The organism is Micromonospora sp. NPDC023888 (assembly GCF_040639415.1).
Lineage (GTDB): Bacteria > Actinomycetota > Actinomycetes > Mycobacteriales > Micromonosporaceae > Micromonospora.
Window position 1 is genome coordinate 82,002 of the sequence record NZ_JBEZZW010000027.1, and the last position, 21,598, is coordinate 103,599.

The 21,598-nt window shown below is 71.7% G+C and carries 22 protein-coding genes; 13 read left to right on the forward strand and 9 right to left on the reverse strand.

All coding sequences use genetic code 11. The features are described 5' to 3' along the window. Positions 1 to 36: 36 nt before the first annotated feature. Positions 37 to 333, forward strand: a complete 297-nt coding sequence (locus AB0F61_RS23075; protein WP_355032334.1) for a hypothetical protein — start codon at positions 37 to 39, stop codon at positions 331 to 333. After that, positions 320 to 727 carry a DUF5130 family protein gene (locus AB0F61_RS23080; RefSeq protein WP_357812922.1) on the forward strand — a complete coding sequence of 136 codons (408 nt, stop codon included), beginning with the start codon at positions 320 to 322 and terminating at the stop codon, positions 725 to 727. Before AB0F61_RS23075 ends, AB0F61_RS23080 begins: the two co-directional genes overlap by 14 nt. Before the next feature lie 52 nt (positions 728 to 779). On the opposite strand, the gene AB0F61_RS23085 is transcribed toward AB0F61_RS23080, so the two are convergent. After that, on the reverse strand, positions 780 to 1,343 hold the full coding sequence (locus tag AB0F61_RS23085) for a Uma2 family endonuclease (RefSeq protein WP_357812925.1): 564 nt from the start codon (positions 1,341 to 1,343) through the stop codon (positions 780 to 782). 85 nt (positions 1,344 to 1,428) lie between these two features. Then, positions 1,429 to 3,978 carry an aminopeptidase N gene (gene pepN, locus AB0F61_RS23090; RefSeq protein ID WP_357812928.1) on the reverse strand — a complete coding sequence of 850 codons (2,550 nt, stop codon included), beginning with the start codon at positions 3,976 to 3,978 and terminating at the stop codon, positions 1,429 to 1,431. A 220-nt stretch (positions 3,979 to 4,198) separates the two neighbouring features. On the opposite strand from pepN, the gene AB0F61_RS23095 reads away from it, so the two are divergent. From AB0F61_RS23095 to AB0F61_RS23110, 4 genes are all read left to right on the forward strand, one after another. Continuing rightward, complete coding sequence (locus AB0F61_RS23095) at positions 4,199 to 4,825, forward strand: disulfide bond formation protein DsbA (protein ID WP_357812931.1); 627 nt, start codon at positions 4,199 to 4,201, stop codon at positions 4,823 to 4,825. Positions 4,826 to 4,923: 98 nt separating this feature from the next. Further along, entirely contained in the window at positions 4,924 to 5,583 is a 660-nt protein-coding gene (locus tag AB0F61_RS23100; RefSeq protein WP_357812934.1) for a hypothetical protein, read from the forward strand. 78 nt (positions 5,584 to 5,661) lie between these two features. Beyond that, positions 5,662 to 6,861 (forward strand): DUF1015 family protein, encoded by a 1,200-nt coding sequence (locus AB0F61_RS23105; protein WP_357812936.1) that lies wholly within the window; start codon positions 5,662 to 5,664, stop codon positions 6,859 to 6,861. Between the two features lie 88 nt (positions 6,862 to 6,949). Then, entirely contained in the window at positions 6,950 to 7,417 is a 468-nt protein-coding gene (locus AB0F61_RS23110; protein ID WP_357812938.1) for a ribose-5-phosphate isomerase, read from the forward strand. 11 nt (positions 7,418 to 7,428) lie between these two features. Here AB0F61_RS23110 and AB0F61_RS23115 read toward each other — a convergent pair whose 3' ends face one another. Beyond that, positions 7,429 to 7,770, reverse strand: a complete 342-nt coding sequence (locus AB0F61_RS23115; RefSeq protein WP_357812941.1) for a hypothetical protein — start codon at positions 7,768 to 7,770, stop codon at positions 7,429 to 7,431. Between the two features lie 140 nt (positions 7,771 to 7,910). On the opposite strand from AB0F61_RS23115, the gene AB0F61_RS23120 reads away from it, so the two are divergent. Then, entirely contained in the window at positions 7,911 to 8,456 is a 546-nt protein-coding gene (locus AB0F61_RS23120) for a hypothetical protein (RefSeq protein WP_357812943.1), read from the forward strand. Positions 8,457 to 8,640: 184 nt separating this feature from the next. Here the strand turns inward: AB0F61_RS23120 and AB0F61_RS23125 are convergent, their stop codons facing one another. Next, on the reverse strand, positions 8,641 to 8,907 hold the full coding sequence (locus tag AB0F61_RS23125; protein WP_357812945.1) for a hypothetical protein: 267 nt from the start codon (positions 8,905 to 8,907) through the stop codon (positions 8,641 to 8,643). Positions 8,908 to 9,020: 113 nt separating this feature from the next. Then, on the reverse strand, positions 9,021 to 11,165 hold the full coding sequence (locus tag AB0F61_RS23130) for a M14 family zinc carboxypeptidase (RefSeq protein WP_357812947.1): 2,145 nt from the start codon (positions 11,163 to 11,165) through the stop codon (positions 9,021 to 9,023). A 248-nt stretch (positions 11,166 to 11,413) separates the two neighbouring features. On the opposite strand from AB0F61_RS23130, the gene AB0F61_RS23135 reads away from it, so the two are divergent. Beyond that, positions 11,414 to 11,923: a SigE family RNA polymerase sigma factor gene (locus tag AB0F61_RS23135; protein ID WP_357812949.1), complete on the forward strand. Its 510-nt coding sequence runs from the start codon at positions 11,414 to 11,416 to the stop codon at positions 11,921 to 11,923. Beyond that, positions 11,920 to 12,762, forward strand: a complete 843-nt coding sequence (locus AB0F61_RS23140) for a hypothetical protein (protein WP_357812952.1) — start codon at positions 11,920 to 11,922, stop codon at positions 12,760 to 12,762. The genes AB0F61_RS23135 and AB0F61_RS23140 overlap by 4 nt, the downstream gene beginning before the upstream one ends. A 52-nt stretch (positions 12,763 to 12,814) precedes the next feature. Here AB0F61_RS23140 and eccCa read toward each other — a convergent pair whose 3' ends face one another. Further along, positions 12,815 to 16,837: a type VII secretion protein EccCa gene (eccCa, locus tag AB0F61_RS23145; RefSeq protein WP_357812955.1), complete on the reverse strand. Its 4,023-nt coding sequence runs from the start codon at positions 16,835 to 16,837 to the stop codon at positions 12,815 to 12,817. 116 nt (positions 16,838 to 16,953) lie between these two features. Between eccCa and eccD the strand changes: the two genes are divergently transcribed. After that, positions 16,954 to 18,276 carry a type VII secretion integral membrane protein EccD gene (gene eccD / locus AB0F61_RS23150; RefSeq protein ID WP_357812958.1) on the forward strand — a complete coding sequence of 441 codons (1,323 nt, stop codon included), beginning with the start codon at positions 16,954 to 16,956 and terminating at the stop codon, positions 18,274 to 18,276. 25 nt (positions 18,277 to 18,301) lie between these two features. Here eccD and AB0F61_RS23155 read toward each other — a convergent pair whose 3' ends face one another. From AB0F61_RS23155 to AB0F61_RS23165, 3 genes are read right to left on the reverse strand one after another with little or no spacing between them, the layout of a single operon-like run. Then, the gene (locus AB0F61_RS23155; protein ID WP_357812960.1) at positions 18,302 to 18,643 is read right to left on the reverse strand and encodes a hypothetical protein; all 342 of its coding nucleotides are present in this window, start codon (positions 18,641 to 18,643) and stop codon (positions 18,302 to 18,304) included. 50 nt (positions 18,644 to 18,693) lie between these two features. Then, positions 18,694 to 19,407 carry a hypothetical protein gene (locus tag AB0F61_RS23160; RefSeq protein WP_357812963.1) on the reverse strand — a complete coding sequence of 238 codons (714 nt, stop codon included), beginning with the start codon at positions 19,405 to 19,407 and terminating at the stop codon, positions 18,694 to 18,696. 9 nt (positions 19,408 to 19,416) lie between these two features. Then, on the reverse strand, positions 19,417 to 19,710 hold the full coding sequence (locus AB0F61_RS23165) for a hypothetical protein (RefSeq protein ID WP_357812965.1): 294 nt from the start codon (positions 19,708 to 19,710) through the stop codon (positions 19,417 to 19,419). A gap of 60 nt (positions 19,711 to 19,770) precedes the next feature. Between AB0F61_RS23165 and AB0F61_RS23170 the strand changes: the two genes are divergently transcribed. From AB0F61_RS23170 to AB0F61_RS23180, 3 genes are all read left to right on the forward strand, one after another. After that, positions 19,771 to 20,631 (forward strand): hypothetical protein, encoded by an 861-nt coding sequence (locus AB0F61_RS23170; RefSeq protein ID WP_357812968.1) that lies wholly within the window; start codon positions 19,771 to 19,773, stop codon positions 20,629 to 20,631. A gap of 66 nt (positions 20,632 to 20,697) precedes the next feature. Beyond that, entirely contained in the window at positions 20,698 to 21,033 is a 336-nt protein-coding gene (locus AB0F61_RS23175; protein WP_357080014.1) for a WXG100 family type VII secretion target, read from the forward strand. 19 nt (positions 21,034 to 21,052) lie between these two features. Further along, a complete protein-coding gene (locus AB0F61_RS23180) occupies positions 21,053 to 21,346 on the forward strand; it encodes a WXG100 family type VII secretion target (RefSeq protein WP_357812971.1) in 294 nt (97 codons plus the stop codon). Positions 21,347 to 21,598 lie beyond the last annotated feature (252 nt).

Consider the following 21,598-nt stretch of genomic DNA (forward strand, 5'->3'; position numbering starts at 1 on the left):
CGCCTGGGGGCGTTGGGATTGTCTGTTACCGAGACGTTGCTGGTCTTCGTCGGCATCCCGTTGGCCGCGGTGCTGGTCATCGCCGGCCTGTCGTACGCCGGTAGCCGTGGGGGTGCCACCGGCGGTGGCGGTGGCGCGAAGCGCTACCGGCCGGGCCGGCCCTTCGACTTCACTCCGGTCTGGTTCCTGGGCCGCCCGGAGCAGCTGGCCGACTCGGCCGGCACCGCGCTGACGGCGGGGGCGCAGGCGCCCGCGCTGACCAGCCACAAGCTTGAGCAGGCCAGCGTCGACGCGCCGGCCGGTGGAACCGGAGGCGCAAGTGACCGTTGGTGAGAAGCAGACCGGGTCGGAAAATCCGCCCGAGGTGCTGGACGGGCCCTTCTCGACCCGCCAGCTACTGCGCATCGACGAGGCGCTGCGCCTGGCCGACAAGGGCACCGGCCTGGTCTTCTCGGTCTTCGTGGGCGGTCTCGACGAGCCGACCCGGGAGCACGCCCAGCGGCTGCACCGCCAGCTCGCCGACCCCGACAAGTCGGTGCTGATCGCCGTGTCACCCAACCAGCGCCAGTTGGAGATCATCACCGGACGCTACGCGCGCAAGCGCATCCCCGACACGTACGCCAAACTGGCCGCGCTCTCCATGGCTGGCGCGTTCAGCGGCGGGGACCTGGCCGGCGGCATCATCAACGGCCTCGACCAGCTCGCCAGCCACGCCGGCAAGGGCTGAGCCACACGCGACGAAGCCCGGTCCGCGTTCCAGCGGGCCGGGCTTTCGTGTCTCAACGGGGCCAGGCGCTCGGATCCAACCTCATCGTCCACGGCTCGTCCACGGTCACCGCGTCGTCCGGACCGACGGTGCCCAACAGCTCGTAATGGTCGCCCTCGCCGAGCCGATAGCGGTAGATGACCGGGCCGAGGTCACCCCGTTCCACCCGCCAGTAATGGGGGATGCCTGCCTCAGCGTAGAGGGCGGGTTTGGTGAAGCGATCGTGGCGACGGCTTCCCGTCGACTCGACTTCCAGCACGAGCGCGATGTTCTTGGGTTCGGCCCACATCCGCCCGCGCGGTGCGCTTGGTAGCAACACCGTCAGATCGGGGATGAGATTGCCGCCGGGGACCTGCACCCCGATCTCCCGGATCACCCGCCAACCGGCGGGGGCCGACTGGCGAATCGCCATCCGAATCTCGTCCGCCAGCTCATGGTGCTCTGGTCCGGCTGGAGGCGTCACGTGCAGGCTCCCGTCGATGATCTCGTAGCGGTTACCGTCGGCAGGCAGGTCGAACAGATCCTGCTCGCGCCAGCCCCGATCCGGGGGCCGCCACTCGTAGGTCGGCTGTGCCATCACGTCCACCTCCTCTCGCAACCATAATGGCCCGGTGCTGGCGAGGACTCGCGTCCACGCCGGCACCGGGCCGCGTACTGCCTGATCAGCTCTGCTGAGCGTCCTTCGCGCGGGCCTTGAGCGCCCGCACCACGCCGTCGCGGCCCTCGGCCACCAGCCGGCGCAACGGGCCGGGATGCCCGTCACCGGCCAGCCACGCGTCGGTGGCCGCCACCGTGTCGTCCTCCACCAGGTAGATCGGGTACGCGAGCTGCGCGAACTCCTGCGCCGGCTCGCTGTCCCGGGTGGCCCACACCTGGCCGACCGCCGCGAAGTACCGCTCCCGGTAGGGCGCGATCAGGTCCACCTGCGCCGGGTGGGCGAGGCCCTGCAACAGCGCCCGGTGCCGCCAGTTGGGCAGGGCGTCCGGGCCGGTCAGCAGCGCCCAGACGGCCGCCTTGTTCTCCGCCGTCGGCACCAGCGCGTGCGCGTACGCCGCCTCCCGTTCGCCGCTGGCGGTGCGGTCGCCGGCCAGTTCCGCCTCGATCTCGGCGGCACCGGCAGCGCCGTTGGCGACAAGCGCCGCGAGGACCGACCAGCGCAGCTCGGTGTCCACGGTCAACCCGGCCGGCGCGCCGGTGCCGTCCAGCCAGCCGCGCAGCGTCGCCAGGTCCTCGTCGGAGCGGGCCGCCGAGGTGAACGCACGAGCCCAGGCCAACTGGAACCCGCTGCCGGGCTCGGCGGCGCTGAGCGCGTCCCGGGCGGTACGGGCCAGCTCGGCCCAACCGGTCGGTGCCCAGGCCGGATCGGCGTAGAGGGTGATCGCGGTGGTCGCCTGTCGCAGGGTCGCGGTGACCAGGTTGATGTCGGTCTCCGCGGGCAGCCCGGTCAGCGCCAGCGCGACGTAGTCGCGGGCCGACAGCTCGGCGTCGCGGATCATGTCCCAGGCTGCCGTCCAGCACAGTGCCCGCGCCAGCGACGACTCGAAGCCACCGATGTGCTGCACCACTGTCGCCATCGACCGGTCGTCGAGGCGCAGCTTGGTGTAGCTCAGGTCGTCGTCGTTGAGCAGCAGCACGTCGGCGGCCCGGACGCCGCGCAGCTCGGCGAGGTCCGTCCGCTCGCCCGTCACGTCCACCTCGTGCCGCTCGCGGCGCACCAGCCGCCCGTCGGTCAGGTCGTACAGGCCCACGCCGATCCGGTGCGTCCGCAGCGTCGGGTACGCGGTCGGCGCCTCCTGCCGGACCGCCACCTGCTCGTACGTGCCGTCCGCGCCGATGGTCACCTCCGGGCGCAGCGTGTTGACCTGCGCGGTCTCCAGCCACTGCGCGGCGAACTTGCGCAGCTCCCGGCCGGACGCGGCCTCCAACTCGGTGAGCAGGTCGTCGAAGGTGGCGTTACCCCAGGCGTGCTTGCCGAAGTAGGCCCGCAACCCGGCCACGAACGGCTCCTCGCCCACGTACGCGACGAGCTGCTTGAGCACGCTCGCGCCCTTGGCGTAGGTGATGCCGTCGAAGTTGACCTCGACGGCCTCCATGTCCGGCATCTCGGTGTAGACCGGGTGGGTGGAGGAGAGCTGGTCCTGCCGGTAGCCCCAGTTCTTCCGGATGGACAGGAACGTCGTCCACGCCTCGGTGAACCGGGTGGCGTTGGTGTTGCACCAGTGGCTGGCCCACTCGGCGAACGACTCGTTCAGCCACAGGTCGTTCCACCAGCGCATGGTGACCAGGTCGCCGAACCACATGTGGGCCAGCTCGTGCAGGATCGTGTTGGCCCGCTGCTCGTACTCGAAGTCGGTGACCTGCGAGCGGAACAGGTAGTGCGACTCGGCGTGCGTCACGCAGCCGAAGTTCTCCATCGCGCCGGCGTTGAAGTCGGGCACCCAGAGCTGGTCGTACTTCGGCAGCGGGTAGCGCACGCCGAACTTCTCGTGGAAGAAGTCGAAGCCCTGCTTGGTGATCAGGAACAGGTCGTCGGAGTCCAGGTACGGTGCCATCGAGGCCCGGCAGAACGCTCCCAGGTCGATGCCGTCGTGGCTGTCGCGCACCTCGTGGTACGGCCCGGCGCACAGTGCCGTGATGTAGGTGCTCATCCGGGGCGACTCGGTGAAGTGCAGCGTCTTGAGCCCCTCACCCGCTGGCTCCTCCCGCTGCACCGGCATGTTCGACACCGCCCGCCAGTGCGCCGGAACCGTGGCGTGCCAGGTGTAGACGCTCTTCAGGTCGGGCTGGTCGAAGCAGGCGAACACCCGCTGAGCGTCGGCCGTCTCGAACTGGCTGTAGAGGTACGTCTCGCCGTCCACCGGGTCGACCGTCCGGTGCAGACCCTGCCCGCTGTTCGAGTAACCGAAGTCGGCGTCGACCACCAGGGTGTTGTCGCTGTCCAACGCGGACAGGACCAGGCCCTTCTCGGCCGACCAGTCGGAGAGGTCGACAGGCGTGCCGTTCAGCGTCGCGGACCGCACCGACTCGGCGGCCAGCTCGATGAACGTGCTCGCGCCGGGCTCGGCGCAGCGGAACCGGACCTCGGTCGTCGACCGGAACGTGCGGCCATCGGCCGCCAGTACGGCGCTCGACAGGTCCAGACTGATGTCGTACCCCGTCACGTTGAGCAGGCGGGCCCGCTCGGTCGCCTCGACCTGCGTCAGGTTGCGCACTCCCGGCACTGTTTGTCTCCATCCCACATCTCGCCGTACGCCCGGCGGCGCCCGTTCGCCAACCGCTCGTGGCGGCCAGCCCGATCCGAGTCTTCCATGTACGGGCAGCCCGCGGTGGCCGAGGTCACGCTCTCATTCCGGTGCCGCACGACGTGCTGTGGGGTGAGGATTTCCCTGAGACGCCGGACGGCCGGCGCCCCCGTCGCGAAGGGACCTCACCGTGACCGATCGTGTCACCGCCGACATGTGGTTCGACCCGGCCTGCCCGTGGGCGTGGATCACGTCCCGCTGGCTGCTGGAGGTTGAGCAGGTCCGTGACGTGGACTTCCGCTTCCACGTGATGAGCCTCGCCGTGCTCAACGACGGCCGGGACGAGCTGCCCGAGGAGTACAAGGAGTTCCTGAAGACCGCCTGGGGTCCGGTGCGGGTCTGCATCGCCGCCGAGCAGCGGTACGGCAACGACGCCCTGCGCCCGCTCTACACCGCGCTCGGCACCCGGATCCACCTCGGCAAGGAGGAGCGGGGGCACGAGCTGTACGTCGCCGCGCTGACCGACGCCGGCCTGGACCCGGCGCTGGCGGCGGCCGCCGAGAGCAACGACTACGACGAGGCGCTGCGGGCCAGCCACGAGGCCGGCATGCGCCCGGTCGGGCAGGACGTCGGCACCCCGGTCGTCCACGCGCCCGGCCCGGACGGCAGCCCTGTCGCGTTCTTCGGCCCGGTGATCACCCCGGCCCCGAAGGGGGAGGCCGCCGGCCGGCTGTGGGACGGCGTCCTGCTGGTCGCCGGCACTCCGGGCTTCTACGAGCTCAAGCGCACCCGGGAGCAGGGCCCGATCTTCGACTGAGCGGCGCGGGGCCGCCCTGTCCACAACTGCGTGGACGGGGCAGCCCCGCGAGCGGCGCGGCACCGCGCCGTGTTCGCTCGGCGTGTCGTGGGTCGGCGGTGCCCGCCCCGTCACCGGGCGACTGCCTGGTCGTTGGCCTGCATGTCCGCCGCAGCGACCCGCAGGGCCGCACCCCGCAGTTCGTGGAGGCATTCCCGATGGCCAAGCACCGTGCGTCCGGTGACGATCAACTGACCCGACCGGAGGTGATCGAGACTCCCGGCGCGGCCTACTGGTCGGTCGACGACTCCCGCTGGCCGGCGGTCCACCCCGACCTTCCCGCCCACGTGGCGGACCTGCTCGCCCCGCCCATCGTGGTCGGCGTCGCCCGGGTCCCGGTGACCTCCCGGCTGACCCCGGCCGAGCCGGCGGCACCGCTTGCCGATTCCGCGCCGCCGGTGGCACCGGCTCACGAGCCCCTACCGCCGGTTGCGGTGGTGGCTGCCGCCGTCGCGTCGGCTCCGGTCCGGTCGTCGGCTGCCGCGCCGGCCGAACCCGCGCCGCCCCCGCCGGCACCCGCCGCCCCGCGTCCGGTGCCGACGCCGCCGCTGAGCCCGCGTCCCGTCCCGGCCCCGCCTCCCGAGCGTCCGGTGCCGACGCCGCCCGCGTCGCCCCGCCGCGCGGTGAACACCGGGCCGGCCGCGTCCGGTCGACGGGGCAACGCCGGACCGGCGGCCGCCGGCAGGCACCGCCGGGGCGCATCCGACCGCGCCAGCTGACCGCTCGGCACTTTCAACTGGTGGACCCCGCGCGGGTCCCCGTCGGCGGCGACACCGCCGCCGGTAGCGTCAGTGGGCATGACGGTCGTGCATCCGATCTCCCGGGCGTGGGTCACCACTGGTGGCACCGGCGCGCAAAACTACGACGAGTTCGCCGACGACGCGGAGATCACCGCGATCATCGAGGCGAACCCGCACAGTGCTCTCGGCATCGAGATGCCGCATCGTGCCCCGCAGAGCCTGGGCAAGTCGTTCCTCGACGCGCTGCCGGACGCGGTGGCCCGCCTCGCCGAGGCGAAGGCCGACGGCAGCTACACCCCCGCCGAGCAGGTGGTGGTGCTCTACCGGATCAGCGCGCCCGGCGAGGAGTCGGCGTACGGGCTGTTCGCGATGGTGGACACCGACCAGATCTCCACCCGGGCCGACGAGCCGGGCCTGGTCATCCGCAACGAGGACGTCTTCATCGCCAAGGTGCGCGAGCGGGTGGCGTTGGCCGAGGCGCTCGGCCACCTGCTCTCACCCGTACTCCTGCTGCAGACCGGGCGTGGCGACGAGCTGCACGCCGCCCTCGCGGCGGCGACCGAGACGGCCGGCGCGCCCGCCGCGACGGACACCGACCAGGCGGGCCGCACGCATGCCATCTGGCTGCTCGGCCCCGGCCCGGAGCAGGCCACCCTCACCGCCCTCGCCGGCGGTGGGGAGCTGGTCGTCGCCGACGGTAACCACCGCAGCCTGGCCGCGCAGACCGGCGGGCTGCCGCGCTTCCTGGCCGTGGTCACCACGCCCGCGTCGGTGGCCATCCAGCCCTACAACCGGCTGGTCAGCGAGTTGACCACCACGCCGGCCGAGCTGCTCGACCGGCTGCGCGCGGCGGGAGCCGAGGTCGAGCCGATCGACGGCCCGGTCGAGGTCCCGGCGGCCGGCGGCACCGTGCATCTCCGCCTCGGCGACCAGGGGTACGCGGTGCGGCTGCCCGCCACGGCCTCCGGCGACCTGGAGAACCTGGACCACGCCCTGGTCGAACGACTGCTGCTGCGCGACGCGCTCGGTCTGGATCCGGGCGACAAGCGGATCACCTACGTCGGCGGTGACTACCCGGCGAGCTGGCTCACCGGTGAGGTCGATGCCGGCCGGGCCGAGCTGGCGATCCTGATCGCGCCGGTGACCGTGGCGGACTTCGTCGCGGTGAACCTGGCCCGGGAGAAGATGCCCCGCAAGAGCACCTGGTTCACCCCGAAGGCGCGCGGCGGTCTGGTCGTCGCGGAGCTGCCGCGCTGAGCGGTCGCGCACCCGACCGTGTGACGAACCCGGCTCTCCGACGCCGCCGGTGCGGCGTCGGAGAGCGCGGCCTGAGAGACTGCGCGGTATGCGCGTCTACCTGGGATCCGATCACGCCGGTTTCGAGTTGAAGGTGCACCTGGCCAACCACCTGGCCAAGCAGGGGTACGACGTGGTCGACGTCGGCCCGCACAGCTATGACCCGGACGACGACTACCCGACGTTCTGCCTGCACACCGGCGACCAGGTGGTGGCCGACGAGACGGGCCTCGGTGTGGTCATCGGTGGGTCCGGCAACGGTGAGCAGATCGCCGCGAACAAGGTCGCCGGGGTCCGCGCCGCGCTGGCCTGGAGCGTGGAGACGGCCCAGTTGGCCCGCCAGCACAACGACGCGAACGTGGTCGCGATCGGCGCCCGCCAGCACACGCTCGACGACGCCACAGGCATCGTCGAGGCGTTCTTGAACACGCCGTTCTCCGGTAACGAGCGGCATGCCCGTCGGATCACCCAGGTGGCCGAGTACGAGAAGACCCGGAAGCTGCCCGACCTGCCCTGACCGTGCGGCGTTCAGCGCGGCGAGCGGGGCAGCTCCTCGCGGGGCACCCAGTTGCGTCGGACGACCACCACCCGGGCCTCCGCCTCGGCCAGGTCGTCGTCGGTGGGCCGGGCCGCGTCCCGGGCCCGTAGCGCGGCGCTGAGCCCCACCTGGGACGAACCGGAACCAACCAACCCGCGCAGCCCCCGCTCGCCGTCGCGCTCGTCGCCGCCGGAGTTCCGGCGGCGCGGGGGCGGGTCGTCGCCGTCGTGCACGCCCGTGGTGCTGGCTGCCGGGCTGTCGGTGCTCCGAGCGGCCAGCTCCTGGTCGGGGTGGTGGCGCAGCCGTCGCCGTCGTCGCTCGGGGTCACCCATCAGCCGACCGTACCCTGCCCGGCGGGTGATTCGACACTGTCGTGCCGGTCCGCGTCCCGGGCGGGGTCGGCGACCTGTTTGTCGGCTGGTTACCCTCGGATTCAGGCGGCGGTGATGTCGTCGGTCAGGGGGAGGACGAGATGGCAGACCAGACGCAGCCGTGGGCGGAGCGGACCGTGGAGGTGCCACCGCAGGCCGGCGTCGGGGTGCCGCCGCAGCGCGACGGGTTCCGCCGGGGCGTGGCTGCGGTGGGTCAGCCGCGCAGCCCGCGGACCGAACCGTTCCCGGTGGTCGAGCAGGAGCCGACCGGCACCGGCTGGCCCGGTGAGCCGGCCCCGCGTCGGCCGCTGAGCTGGCGGCTGGCGCAGCTACGGCGCGGCGGTGAGTGGAGCGCGGCGGCTGGGTTCTTCGCGTTCGTGTGCTGGGGGATCTGGGCACTCTCCGGTCAGGGTGACCTGAGCGGCCCGCTGCTGGTGCTGGTGCTCAGCCTGCTGGTGGCGATCGGCCTGTTCGCCCTGTCCCGGCTGGTCGGCCGGGTGGTGTGGGAGCGGCAGCTCGGACGGGTGCGGCGCAGCGCCCGTGGCGCCCACCTGGCGACGGCGGTGTTCCTCGTCGGCCTGGGCGTGGCGTGGCTCCAGCAGACCGAGTGGGTCGTCTCGGCCTGGAACTGGATCTCCTCGAACTGATCGTGGCCGCGTACGGGCGGGCCGGCTCGCAGCCGCCCGCCCGTACGCCCGGTCGCGGCACGCCGCGACACCGGTCGTCTCCCCACCAGGCAAGGCTGCTGCTTACCCGGCCGGCCACGGTTCATCCGTGGCCGGCCGATCCGACTGTCACCCCGTTCGGGGCCGTGGGAAGACGGCGGTGGCGTCAGTGGCCGCCGCCGTGCCCCTCGGCGTCCGCGCGGGGCGAGACGACCCGGGCGGCCGGGTCCTCGACGCCGGGCTCGCCGCCGTCGGGGGCCACCATCCCGTCGTAGTTGTACAGCGGTCGGCCGTCGTCGTGCTGCTTGGTGGTCTTGATGTAGCGGTGCATCATGCCGTCGATCTCCACCTCGACGAGGGCGTCGCCGCCAGTGTCGTGGGTGCTGCCGTCGCGGGGGCCGCCAATCAGGTGGGCTGTCGTGTTCGTGTCCATGGACTAGGCCCTACCCGCGGGCCGCTGGGCGGAAACAGATGAAATGTCGCCGCGCTCTCCGATGGCTCCCGGCGCGGTGCCGTGCCCGGCGCGGGCACGGCACCGCCGGAGGATCAGGGGGCGGGCTGGGCAGCCGCGTAGTCGCGGGCCACCCGGACCAGTTCCACAAGCCCGCCCGCGTACTCCTGGGACTCGCCGTGCGCCTCGTCGAACGGCGGTTGGAAGCCGACGCCCTCCCACTCGCCGGTCGCCGGGTTCCACCTGTCGTTGCCGACCTCGAAGTCCCAGGCGAAGATGCCCAGCTCGTAGTAGAGCTGGTCAGCCGAGTTGCCGGCGGCGGAGTACAGCACGTCGGCGACCGGACCGGTCTGCGACGGCCAGGTGACGGTGCCGCGTTCCTGTGCGATGGCGCCGACGATCCGTCGGGCGCTGCCGAGGAACAGCGTCGACTCGTCGATCGACGGCCGGGGCAGGGTGATCCTGCCGTCGGCCCGGTACGCCCCCGGCGGCCACATGAAGTACCCGCCGTAGGAGTGCACGTTCATCGCGAACCTGATGTTCGGGTGGGTCCGGGCGAGCGCGATCACGTTGCCGCTCTCCGCCTCGGACAGCTCGGCCGTGCCCGCGTAGGTGCCGGACAGGCAGTTGGCGCTGGCGCCCACGTACCCGTCGAAGTAGGACCCGACGGTGTAGTTGCGGTTGACGTCGACACCCCACGAGGTGCGGTTCTTCGGGTCGCGGGCCGCTCCGACGCAGTGGTTGACCAGGTTCTTGCGCTGCATGTTGAAGTCGTTGAACGAGTAGTTCGCGCCATCCGGGTTGACCGTCGGGATGACGAAGATGTCGACCTGTTCCAGCAGCTCACGGGTGGCCGGGTCGGTCCGGGAGTTCGCCAGCATCCGCTCGGCGAACTCAAGGGTCACAAGCGGCGTGGCCCACTCCCGGGCGTGCTCCTGGGAGTACGCGAGCACGCCGACCCGGGAGCCGTCCCGGTGCACGCCGAGGCGCAGCGCCTGCACCGTCCACGGCCGGGCCGGCACCTCGGTGCCCTGCAAGCCGTCGTCCAGTCGGGCCGGGCCGGCGACCGCCATGGGCAGCCCGGCCGAGCCGTCCTCGACGGTGGCCCGGAACCGGTTCGGCTGGCGGGCGTTGATCGCTGCCGCGACCTCGTCGGTGGTGCTCACCGTCTTGCCGGCGGTGTCGGTGGCAAGTGACACGGTGAGGACGCGGTCGCGGTAGCCGACGGTCAGCGGCCGGTTCGGCCGACCCGGGTCGACGGTGCGCACCTGCACGCCGTTCATGCCCTGGTCGCCGAAGCGGACCGACTCGACCACCACGGCCGCCACCGCCGGGTCCCCCAGGTACGCGACGGCGTTGCGCCGGTACCCCTGGGTCTTGTTCGGCAGGTCGATCACGTCCACCAGGTCCCGGTACTGGCGGGCCAACCGCTTGATCCGCGCCTGGATGTCGACAGGCGTCAGGTACGCGTCGATGAAGTCCTTCTGGTAGCCGGCCGGCAGGGGCGGCGGCGTGGCGTTGGGCCAGAGCGTCGGGGTGATCACCCGGCTCACCCCACCGAGGCTGGAGGTGGCGCTCAGCTGCACCGGCCGGCCCGGCACCGGCTGGGGGAGCGCGTAGTGGTACTGGTACTCACCGGAGTCCTCGAACCGGAACAGCGGGAACGACCCGGTGGCGCCGTCCGCCGTCCGCCAACTGACGGTGATCTCCACATCCGGGTCGTCGGTGGCGGTGGTCGCCACCTGGGCCTGGAGGAAGGTCTGCCCACCCGTGGTCCACCAGTACGCCTGCTGCACCTGGAGGGTGTCCACCGCGGTGGCGGTGGTGGTCCGCTGGCCGGCCGCCGGAGCGCGGAGCCCGGCCGCGGTGCGCGCCTGCGCCGCGCGGACGCTCTCGGCGTGGTGCCGGCTGCCGTCCCCGGCGCGCTGCACGACCTGCACAGCGGTCGCACCCTGCGCGGTCAGCTCGGCGAGCTGGGTGCCGGTGAGCACCAGGTCGGCGAGGATCCGACCGTCCCGGGCCCGGGGTCGGTTGGCGAGATCAGCGCCGGCGGCGACCAGCCGGTCGAGTTGTGCCTGGTCGCGGAGCTGTACGCGGACCACTGCGGTTTCGGTGGCGTTCACTGTGATCGGTGGAGCGGGATCGGCGGGTGCCGCGCTTCCCTGGCCTGGGTGGGACAACACTGCGCTGAACAGGATCGCTGTGCTGGCGGCAGCTGTCCACCGTCGTCGGACGATCATGTGCCCTCCTGACGGACATCGGTGTACCTGGTCCTTACACCAGTCCATAGATCGACACCTGTCAAGATAAGAAGCGCGCCTCGCGTCTTCGCGGCGAAGCCGAAGCGGGTTTCGCCGCCTGCCCGTCGCCGGGACTGTCGCCTCCGGACGCCGTTCGGCGTTGATCCGGTGAGACGCACGCGAACTTCGGAGCAACCCGCTGGGGCAGACCCCGCGTGACTATCTCGAAACGGGGATCGGAGGCCTGAATGAGCGACCGCGACGACGCGTTCGCCGAGTACTTCGCGGCACGGTCCGCTGCCATGCGCGCCACGGCGTACCTGCTGTGCGGCGACTGGCACCGGGCCGAAGACCTGGTGCAGACCACGTTCGTCAAGCTCTACCGGGTCTGGCACCGGATCTCGCGGCACGAGGTGCTCGACAGCTACGTCCGGCAGATCCTGGTCCGGACGTTCCTCGACGAGCGGCGTCGCGGCTGGTGGCGGCGCGAACGGGTGGGGGGCGAGGACGCCGAGCAGGTGATCGCTCCCGACTCGCCGGAGAGTCGGCTGGTGCTGCTCCAAGCCCTGGCCCGGGTCGCGCCGCGCCAGCGGGCGGTGCTGGTTCTCCGCTACTGGGAGGACCAGTCGATCGAAGACGTCGCGGCGCTGCTGGAGTGCTCTCCAGGGACGGTGAAGAGCCAGGCGGCCCGCGGGCTCGACACGTTGCGCGGCCTCCTGGCACCCACCTACAGCGGGATCGAGATGGGGGAGCGATGAACGGAGAAGAGTTGCGCGACGCGTTGCGCAAGGAGATGGCGAGCACCACCCCGCCGCCACCGTTGAGTACGGAAGCCACGCTCGGAGCGGCACGGCGGGCACACGTCCGTCGTCGCGCGCTGTGGGCGTCGCTCGGCTCGGCGGCTGTCGTGCTGGCGGTGAGCGGCTTCGCGGCCGTCGCCACTCCGGACGACCACGTCTACCAACCGGCGGGTCAGGGGCCACTGGCCTCTCCGGACGGGTCGGGGGACACCAAGGAGCCGTGGCCGACCGGGCCGGACGGTCAACCGCAGGAGGACCGGACCGCGCGGGCCGGGTCCCAGCACGACCGGGGGGTCCAGTTGCTCAACGAGGTCGTCTCCGTGGTGCCCGCCGGCTACACCGCGCCGGAGGACCCGGCGAACCAGCCCGCCGACCAGCGGACGTTGCGGACCCACCAGGCGCAGTTCGAGGAGAAGGTGAACGGCGTCGACAGGTGGAGTTACCTCTCCTCGGTCGCCGTGGCACAGGGCGACCGCGTCGGGCGCGTGATCGCCGAGGTGCACGACGCCGGCAACCAGTTGCCGACCGAGCCGTGCGCCCTCGCCCGCGACTTCTGGGGCATGCAGGGCGAATGCCAGGTGGAAACGGTCGGAGCGGTGCAGGTCGGCGTGGTGGTCCGACCGGGCGACGACGACCGGCTCGACCAGTGGTCGGCGTACCGGCACCCGGACGGCGTGGTGGTCTACCTGGCGCAGGGCGCGAAGCTGGACGACACCCGCCCTGGGTTGAAGAGGTTGCCGTTCACCGTGCCGCAGTTGGCCGCCCTCGCGGTCGACGAACGGTTCCACCTGCGGTGATCGGTCCCCGCCCGGGTTCCTCACCCGGGCGGGGACGACCGCTCGCCGCGTCCTACTCGACGTATGCCAACTGCACGAGAGTGGTGCGACGGCCACGACGCACCAGCCGCCCCCGGCCGGGTGGTTGGACGGAGAGGTGGGCCTGCGGCCAGAGCTGACCCTCCTGCCGCTCGCCGGAGAGCAGCAGCCCGGCGCAACCGACCTCCTTCATCCGCTGCGGCACCGGCTCGTGGACGGCCCGGCCGGCGCCGCCGCTGCGCCGCGCCAACACCAGGTGGAAGCCGAGGTCCTTCGACTGCGGCAGGAACTCCAGAAACGGTGCCAACGGACCGGCGCCGCCACCGGAGAGCAGGTCGTAGTCGTCGCAGAGCACCACGACTTCCGGTCCTTTCCACCACGACCGGTTGCGGAGCTGCTCGACGGTCAGGGTGTCCGGAGGTAGCCGGTTGCGGATCTCGGCGGCGACGCCCTGCACCAGCCCCTGGGCGGCGGTGGCGGTGCCGGCGTACGCGGCCAGATAGTCGTCGGGCACCGCGTCCAGCATGGTGCGCCGCAGGTCGATGACCGCGAAGACCAATTCCTCGTCGGTGAACTGCGCGGTCAGATCCCGGACCAGCAGGCGCAGCAGCGAGGTCTTGCCGCTTGCCGAGTCACCGAAGACGAGCAGGTGCGGGTCGGTGCCGAACAGGTCGAGCATGGTGGGTCGCAGCTCGGCCTCGTCCAGCCCGAGTCGGACCCGACCGTCGGCGGGGAGCCCGGTGGCTACCTCCCCGTACCCGATCATGGTGGGTAGCATCCGGATGGCCGGGGCCGACGGGCCGGTCCAGGCCGTCGCCACCCGGGACACCAGGTCGTCCAGCCCCTTCGGCAGGGTGGTCACGTCGTCGCTGCCGTCGATTCGGGGCAGCGCGATGTGCGCGGTCAGGGCGTCCTGGGTCAGGCAACGGCCCGGGGTGTCGGCGCGTAGGTTCTCGGCGGCCTGCCGCTTGATCGTCGAGTCCAGCGGGTCGTTCAACCGGAACTCGACCTTCGAGCCGATCACCGCCTGGAGCTGCATCCGCAGGTCCGACCATCGACCGGCGGTCAACACCAGGTGTACGGCGTACCCGAGCCCCCGGGAGCCGATGTCCTGGACGAGATCGGCGAGATCCTCGAACTCCGACTTCAGCACCGGATAGTTGTCGATCACGAGCACGACGTCCGCGGCGGCCAACTCGGGCAGCCGGCCCTCCCGGTGCATCCGGCGCATCGTGTCGATCGAGTCGATGCCGTGTGCGGCGAAAAGCTCCTCCCGTTCGGCCATCAGCATGCTGACCTCGGTCACCGTCCGGCGGATCCGGTCCGGGTCCAGCCGGCCGGCCACCCCACCGACGTGTGGCAGCCCGGCCAGCGCGTTCAGCGCGCCGCCACCGACATCGACGCAGTAGAACGCGATGTCCTGCGGGGTGTGGGTCAGCGCGGCACCGGCCACCAGGCTGCGCAGCAGCGTCGACTTGCCGGTCTGCGGCGCGCCGAGCACACAGACGTGCCCACCCGCGCCGGAGATGTCGAGCACGAACGGTTCCTGTTTCTGCTCGGTGGGCCGATCGAGCAGGCCGAGGGGGATCCGCAGCCGCCCGCGCCGTTCCACAGGAGCCACCAGGCCGTACGCCGGGTCGGTCTCCAGCGGGCCGACGATGGAGTCGAGCGGCAGCGCGGCCGGCAGCGGCGGCAGCCAGATCCGGTGCGCCTGCCGCCCGTGCTCGCGCAAGCGGTCGACCACGACGTCCAGGGTGCTCGGCGCCGAGACGCTCTCGTCGGCCTCCGCCGACTCCTCGGTCGTCAACGGCTTCGGCAGGTGCCGGGCCACGTTGTACATCAGGAAGACAGTCGGGTCGGGTGCGGCGTCCACCACCTCCTCGCCGGCCGGCGGCCGGTACGTGCCGGACACGTACGCCGCCTTGAACCGCTCGAAGACGGTGGTGTCGACCTTCAGGTAGCCCGATCCGGGCAGCGGCGGCAGCCGGTACGCGTCGGGCACCCCCAGCACGGTGCGGCTCTCCTGCTCGTTGAAGGTGCGCAACCCCAGCCGGTACGACAGGAACGACTCCAGCCCACGCAGTCGGCCCTCCTCCAGCCGCTGCGAGGCGAGCAACTGGTGGATCCCGATCGACCGGCCGATCCGGCCGATGGCGATGAACAGCTCGATGAAGTCGGGTTTGGCGGTCAGCAGCTCACTGAACTCGTCGATGATCACCATCAGGTTGGGCAGCGGTGGCAACGGCCGGCCCGCGTCACGTCGCCTGTTGTACTCGGTGATGTTCGCCAGTTGACCGGCGTCGAGCAGAATCTGCTGACGGCGCTTCATCTCCCCCTGGATCGCGTCGTGCAGCCGGTCGACCAGGCCGGCGTCGTCGGACAGGTTCGAGATCATCGCCGAGGTGTGCGGCAGATGTTCCAACCCGGCGAAGGTCGCGCCGCCCTTGTAGTCGACAAGTACCAGGCTCAGCCGCTCGGGCGGGTGGGTCATCGCCAGGGTGAGCACCATGGTCCGCAGGACCTCGGACTTGCCGGAGCCGGTCGCGCCGACGCAGAGGCCGTGTGGGCCCATACCGCCCAACGCGGCCTCCTTGATGTCCAGGTGCACCGGGTTGCCGTCCGTGCCCACCCCGAACGGCACAGTGAGGAAGTCCGGGAGCATCCGGGGCGTCCACAGTGAACGCACGTCGTAGCTGGCCTCGTCGACGATGCCGAGCAGCCCACGCAGGTCGACCGTCGCCTCCAGCGGGGCGTCGTCCACCGTGTCGGCCACCAGCCGCAGCGGCGAGACCCGCCGGGCCAGCAGCTCCATCTCGGCCAGGTCGAGCTGGTCGACCGTCCCGGCGGGCGCGCCGCGCAACCGCTCACGCTCGGCCAGGATCGCCTGCGCCCGAGTGTCGGTGACCTTGCGCAGATCCTGCACGGTGACCCGGTCGTCCTCGCAGAGCACCCGCACGTCCACGTGGGACGGCTCGTGCTGCTGGTCGTCGACAAGCACCACCACCGCCATGCCCAGGTCGTCGGGGTTGAGACCGGCTTCGAGGTGACCGAGCGGGTCAGCCCGCCCGGCGGAGATCTGGTCGACCACGACGACCAACCGGCTGCCCCGGAACCGGTGCTGCGGATCGCCCAGTCGTCGGGCCCGGTTGACCTCACCGACGCGCCGGGACAGCTCCGCGGTGAGCAGCGACGCCAGTGCCATCGGCTCGGAGGCCACCAGCCGCTGCGGGGCCGGCCCGTCGTACTCGCTCGGGTGCAGGCAGTGGGGAAGCCACTTCAGCCAGTCGAACTCCGGCCCGGCGGTGCCGCCGAGCAGCCACGCGAGGCGTACGTCGTCCGGAGCGTGCAGGGTGGCGAGCTGCGCCACCAGCACCCGCACCAGATTGCGGGTCGCGGCCGGGCTGCCGACCACCGAGACCACACCGGTGACCGGCACCGCGACCGGCATGCCGTCGAGCAGTCGGTCCCGGTCCACCACCAACCGGGCGGCGGCCAGGGTGACCGGGTCCAGGTCGACCATCGGGTTGTTCTCGTCGGCCTGGAGGGTGACCCGCCGCCAGAGGCGATCCTGCCCGTGCCCGACCCGCAGCACCAGGAAATCCGGGTCGGCCAGCCGTCGCTCCCACCGCCGGTGCGGGTCACGGAGCAGGTCCGGCAGCACCTCCGGGGCGGGGTGCCGGTGTTGGGCCGCGGCCCGCTGGGTGACCGCGTCCGCGCGGATCTGGTCGCGGATCCGGTCGATGTACTCCAGGTACCGCTGCCGTTGTCGGGCGAAGCGGCGGGCTGCGCCGGTGCGCTGGGTGATGTACGCGGCGATCCCACCGAACACAGTGGCGACAAGCATGCCGAGCCCGGCGATCATCATGATCGGGTTTTGGTTGGCCATCATCATGAGCAACATGCCGGCCCCACCCATGATCGGGAGGAAGACCTGCATGACGCCCGCGAAACCGCCGCCGCCGTCGGGCACCGCCGGTGGTGAGACCACGTCGAGCGCGGTCGGCTCCGGCTCCGGTGGTGGGACCCGGGCCGGTCGGTGGATCACCCGCTGCGTCATCGCGACCCCTTCCGGGCCGAACCGATCAGTGCCTCGGCCGGGTTACCGGTAGTGCTCCGACTGCCTAGAGTAGTACCGGTCGACACACTGAGCCGACCGTGCGGGGACGGAGGGTCATGGCAACCCGATTCACCCGAGTGACAGTGGTAGCCGGCGGGCGAAGCCTCGACATCAGCCTGCCGGCGGCCCGACCGGTGCTGGAGTTCGTGCCGCAGATGTGCGAGCTGCTCTCGCTCACGCCCGAGGCCGCCGGGCGCTGGAAACTGTCCACGGTGGCCGCCGGCGGGTTGGACCCACGCCGCTCCCTGGACGAGGCCGGCATCATCGACGCCGAGACGCTCTACCTGACGCCGCCCGAGCAGGCGCCCCTGCCGCCGTTCGTCGACGACGTGGTGGACGAGGTGCAGACCACCCTGGACGGTGACGGCAGCGAGTGGCGTGACGCCGCCCGGATGACAGGCAGTGCCGCACTGGCCGGTGTCGTGGTGCTGACCCTCACGTACGCGCTCACCACCATGCCGGTGCCGGTGGCCGCGGCACCGGCCATGCTGTTCACGGTGGCCGCGTTGGCGGTGCTGGCCGGTCGGGTGCTCGGCCCGCCCGGCGGCACACTCCTGATCACCGCTGCCGTGCCGGCCTGGCTGGTCGCCGGCGTCGCGGTGGGCAGGGCGGCCAATTGGCCCGAGCCGGCCTGGTTCACCGCAGGTGCTCTCGGTGCCGGCCTGGGCGCCGCCCTGTTCGTCCTGGCGGGTGAGCGTTGGTACGGCGTCGCGGCCGGCGGGCTCGCGGTGACGGTGCTCGGCGGGCTCGGCACCGCGCTGCTCGCCGCCGGGCTCGATCCGCGGCAGGCGGCGGCCGTGGGGTCTGTCGTCGTCGTCTTCGCGGTGGGGTTGGCACCGCAGCTCGCGCTCAGCTCGGCCCGCCTCGTCGATCTGCTGCGCCGGCAGGAGGAGAGTCAGTGGGTCGGCCGGCACCTGGTCGCGGCGGCGGTCCGTCGAGGTCAGAGTGTGCTGTCCGGTGCCGTGGTCGGCGTCGCGCTTGCCGCAACCGCCGCCTGCGTCGTGCTGTTGACCGGCCCCGACGGTGTCGGCGTGCTGCTCGGTGCGGTGCTGGGGCTGGTGTTCGCGTTGCGGTCGCGGGTCTTCACCCGTTTCGGTCAGGTGCTGCCCATGCTCGTCCCGCCGGTGACCGCGGCCACCGTGGCGGTGCTCGATGCCGTCCGGCTCACCGATGCCGACGAGGCGGTGCGGGCCTGGTTGGCCGTGGTCGGTGTCCTGGTGGTGGCGGGTGTGGTGCTCTGGGCTGGCCGTCCCCGGTTGGACGACGTCGGCGCTGCCCGACTGCGACAGCTCTTCGACCTGGCCGAGGTGCTCGCGGTGGTCAGCCTCGCGCCGCTGGTGATCGCGGTCTTCGGTGGCTTCGACTGGGCGGCGGGCTGAGCCGAGGGCCGACCGCATCCGCTGATCAGCCGATCAGCGTGGTGCGGGGTGTGGTCGGCTCGGACCGGTCGGCCGGCCCCGCCGACCGCACGAGGAAGGGACGCGCCGCGTCCGACACCGGCTGCGTGGCGGCGGGCGGGGCCAGCCCTCGCTTCTGGCGCTGCTGGGCGAGCAGGCCGCCGATACTGGTGATCGCCCAGACCGCGACGAGCAGCAGGGCGCCGACGACCAGGCTCGCGATCACCGTGGCGTAGGGGCGGCGCAGGTCGCGTGGGCCGCGCCGGGACCCGTGCAGCAGCGCGGCCTTGGCCGTGGCGGTACGCAGTGCGTGCGCCTCGACCACCACCCGGTCCCGCCCGTCAGCCACGGCCACGCCCAGCCCGGCCGTCAGTCCTGGTGCGTCTGCTGCCCCGGCGGTCAGTCATCCTCGTCGTCCCGCCCGGCCTCGTGGGCGGCGTCGTTGTCCCGCTTGGCCTCGTGGGCGGCCGCCACGTCGTCCGGGTCGGCTGGCTTGATGCTCTGGGCCACCGCGACGATCACGTCGCTGAGCACCTGCTCCATTTCGGGATGTGGTGTCGCGGCGCTGAGCACGGCCGTCCAGGTGGTGCCGGGCAGCGGCAGGAACAGCTGCAACACCGTCGAACGGACCCGGGTCAGGCCGCCCGGCGGCACCGTGGACGCGATGTCACGGTGCAGCACCCCCGGCCCGGCCGGCGTCTCGACCTCCTCGGCCGTGCCGGTACGCGGCAACGTCTGCCGGACCAGGGCGAGGCCGGCCGGCTGGGGCGCCGAGTTGAACCAGCCCAGGTGCAGCCCGGCGCTGCCGACCGCACCTGTGGACATCCGACCCAGTTGCACAAGGCTCAGCGACGCGCCGGCACGTTGACAGTCGGCGACGAGCTGCTCGACGAACTGGAGAACGGCCCGGCGCTCCCCGGCGCGCAGCCGCTGCCCGAAGAACCGGTCGTCGACCATCCGGGCCGCGCTGCGCTGCCAGGACTCCGGATTGGTGTCGAGCAGCACCCAGTCTGAGGGGACCCCGATGAACCACGGGAACTCCGGGTGCGGGGCGTGGGGGTTGAGCTTCAGGTCGTGCGCGGGCAGCGGATCGAGCATGGAGACGTCGCTCACGCGCCACCCCTACGATTCGGTGGGGCGCAGCGCGGCGGCGGTCTGGGTGTCGAAGTCGGAGACCATCTTGCCGATCGCGCTGGAGAGCCCGCCCCACTCGCCGATGTTGTTCATCAGCTCGAGCAGGCTGGTCTTCCATTCGTCCCGGAAATCGGAGATCGCGCCCTGGATATCAGAATGATCATCGGTCAGGCCGGCGCAGTCGACCACCCCGCGATGGTCCGTCTCCAACTGATCAGCAAGGGTGGTCAAATTTCCACCTAGGCTCACCAGTGTCGCGTAAGGATACTGAACGTACGTCATCCCGCCTCCCCGTCATCGCTCACCAAGGCTAACAACTCACGTCTATACGGGGGGACCCCGATGACCGAGTACCGACAGATCGGCCGAACGATGGTGCGGGCCTTCGACCCCCGCCTCACCGCACGGGTGCGGGCCGAGCGGGACCGGGGGGAAATCCTCTCCGCCCGGCTCCGACCGGGCGTGATCGCCGTGGTCGGGCCGGGCGCGGGCACCGGCCGCTCGACGGTCGCGGCACTGGTGACGTCGGCGCTGGCCCGCCACCAGGGCACCGGGGTGCTCGCCGTGGACACCGGCCACGGCGGCGGCCTGCACGCCCGGCTGGCGATCCGCTCCGGTGGGTCAACCGAGGTGGTGCTGGCCGGTCTCGGCCTGCGCGGCGCCAACGCCGGTCGCCGGCCGGCCGTGGGTCACCGGTGGCTGCGGGAGCGCCTCGCGCTGGCCGAGCGGACGATGCTGCTGGCCGGCCCCCCGGGCGACGCCGAGCCCCCGGTGACGGCGGCCGAGTACGGCACGGTCTCGGCCACCCTGAGCCGGTGGTTCCCCGTCCGGGTCGTCGACACCCCGCCGCTGACCGACGATCCGGTCGTGCCGGCGGTGCTGACCCGGGCCGATCGCGTGGTGCTGGTGGCCCCGAACGACGAGCGCGGTCCCGGGTTGCTTGCCGACTGCCGGTCCTGGATCGCCCCACTGCTGCGCGAGCCGCTCGACCGGGTCGGCGTCCAGGTGCTTGTCGGCCAGGCCCCGCAGTCGGACGTTGCCGCGGCCGGGCAGTCGCCCGGCGACCTTCCGACCTTCGTTCTGCCGTTCGACCCGGCGCTGCGGACCGCCGGCGCGCTGCGCTGGGCTGATCTCGCGAGCGGCACGCAGGAGATCATTCTCGACCTTGCCACGCAGATTGTGCGAGATATGCGACTCAGGTAGCGCCCAAAGGTCGTTGCGTGTCTATGTTCGAATGACTGCGGGTCGAGTTCACGGGAGGGGCTCCGGATGGGTGCGAAATTTTCGATCACCGACAATGCGGTCAACCAACACTCGTCAAATCTAGACACTTCAGTCGCTGCGCTGAACAGTCAGGCACGATCGTTCATCAGTGCGATCGAGCCGCTGCCGGCGGTCTGGAAGGGTTCCGCGTTCCAGAGTTGGGACCAGCTGACCCAGCGGTGGAACACGGCGATGGCCGATCTCAACAAGGCATTGACCGACATCACGAGCCGGGTCGGTTCGGCGGGCCAGCTCTACGACACCTACCACTCGGAGCAGACCAGCCAGTTGCAGTCGACCATGGGGTCGGCCAACTGGGACAGCGCGAAGTTCCGGGGCTGACGGGAAGGTTACGGGGATCATGGGTGACGTCTTCAGTTACGACGAGTCGACCGCCGGGTCGGCGCAGGGCGACATTGCTTCGGTCGCCAACGGGGTCCAGGCAAGTCTCGACGATCTGACCAACTTCGTCACCCGGGTCAAGGCCAACTGGGAGGGCGACGAGATGGAGATCTACAACGGCATCCAGACGCAGTGGAACACTGCGGCGGACACCGTCAAGCAGATCCTCGACTCGGTCAAGGGTGCTCTCGGTCAGACCACGACGTCCGTGCAGGAGATGCGCGGTCAGGTGCGGGGGACTCTGCAGGGCTGATCCCAAACGTGTGGCGGCGTCCGGGCGTCGATCGAGGTCCGGGCGCGTCGTCGTGGTGCTGCGTGGCGCCGGCGAACGGTTGGCCAGCGTCGAGCTGCGGGCTTGTTGGCGTGGACACGGGGAGGTCCCGGCGCGATGGCTGAGTTTCCGGCGCACTTGTTCAGGATGGATGGTGATCCGTCGGCGATTCGGTCGTCAGCGGGGCGCTGGCAGGGGTTTGGTTCGGCGGCGACGCAGGCCGCGGCGCAGATC

Coding starts and splice junctions, on each gene's coding strand:
- AB0F61_RS23085 (WP_357812925.1), bottom strand. CDS start 1,343: ATGGCACAGCCGACCTACGAGTGGCGGCCCCCGGATCGGGGCTGGCGC.
- AB0F61_RS23105 (WP_357812936.1), top strand. CDS start 5,662: ATGACGGTCGTGCATCCGATCTCCCGGGCGTGGGTCACCACTGGTGGC.
- AB0F61_RS23110 (WP_357812938.1), top strand. CDS start 6,950: ATGCGCGTCTACCTGGGATCCGATCACGCCGGTTTCGAGTTGAAGGTG.
- AB0F61_RS23115 (WP_357812941.1), bottom strand. CDS start 7,770: ATGGGTGACCCCGAGCGACGACGGCGACGGCTGCGCCACCACCCCGAC.
- AB0F61_RS23120 (WP_357812943.1), top strand. CDS start 7,911: ATGGCAGACCAGACGCAGCCGTGGGCGGAGCGGACCGTGGAGGTGCCA.
- AB0F61_RS23125 (WP_357812945.1), bottom strand. CDS start 8,907: ATGGACACGAACACGACAGCCCACCTGATTGGCGGCCCCCGCGACGGC.
- AB0F61_RS23130 (WP_357812947.1), bottom strand. CDS start 11,165: ATGATCGTCCGACGACGGTGGACAGCTGCCGCCAGCACAGCGATCCTG.
- AB0F61_RS23135 (WP_357812949.1), top strand. CDS start 11,414: ATGAGCGACCGCGACGACGCGTTCGCCGAGTACTTCGCGGCACGGTCC.
- AB0F61_RS23140 (WP_357812952.1), top strand. CDS start 11,920: ATGAACGGAGAAGAGTTGCGCGACGCGTTGCGCAAGGAGATGGCGAGC.
- eccCa (WP_357812955.1), bottom strand. CDS start 16,837: ATGACGCAGCGGGTGATCCACCGACCGGCCCGGGTCCCACCACCGGAG.
- eccD (WP_357812958.1), top strand. CDS start 16,954: ATGGCAACCCGATTCACCCGAGTGACAGTGGTAGCCGGCGGGCGAAGC.
- AB0F61_RS23165 (WP_357812965.1), bottom strand. CDS start 19,710: ATGACGTACGTTCAGTATCCTTACGCGACACTGGTGAGCCTAGGTGGA.
- AB0F61_RS23170 (WP_357812968.1), top strand. CDS start 19,771: ATGACCGAGTACCGACAGATCGGCCGAACGATGGTGCGGGCCTTCGAC.
- AB0F61_RS23175 (WP_357080014.1), top strand. CDS start 20,698: ATGGGTGCGAAATTTTCGATCACCGACAATGCGGTCAACCAACACTCG.
- AB0F61_RS23180 (WP_357812971.1), top strand. CDS start 21,053: ATGGGTGACGTCTTCAGTTACGACGAGTCGACCGCCGGGTCGGCGCAG.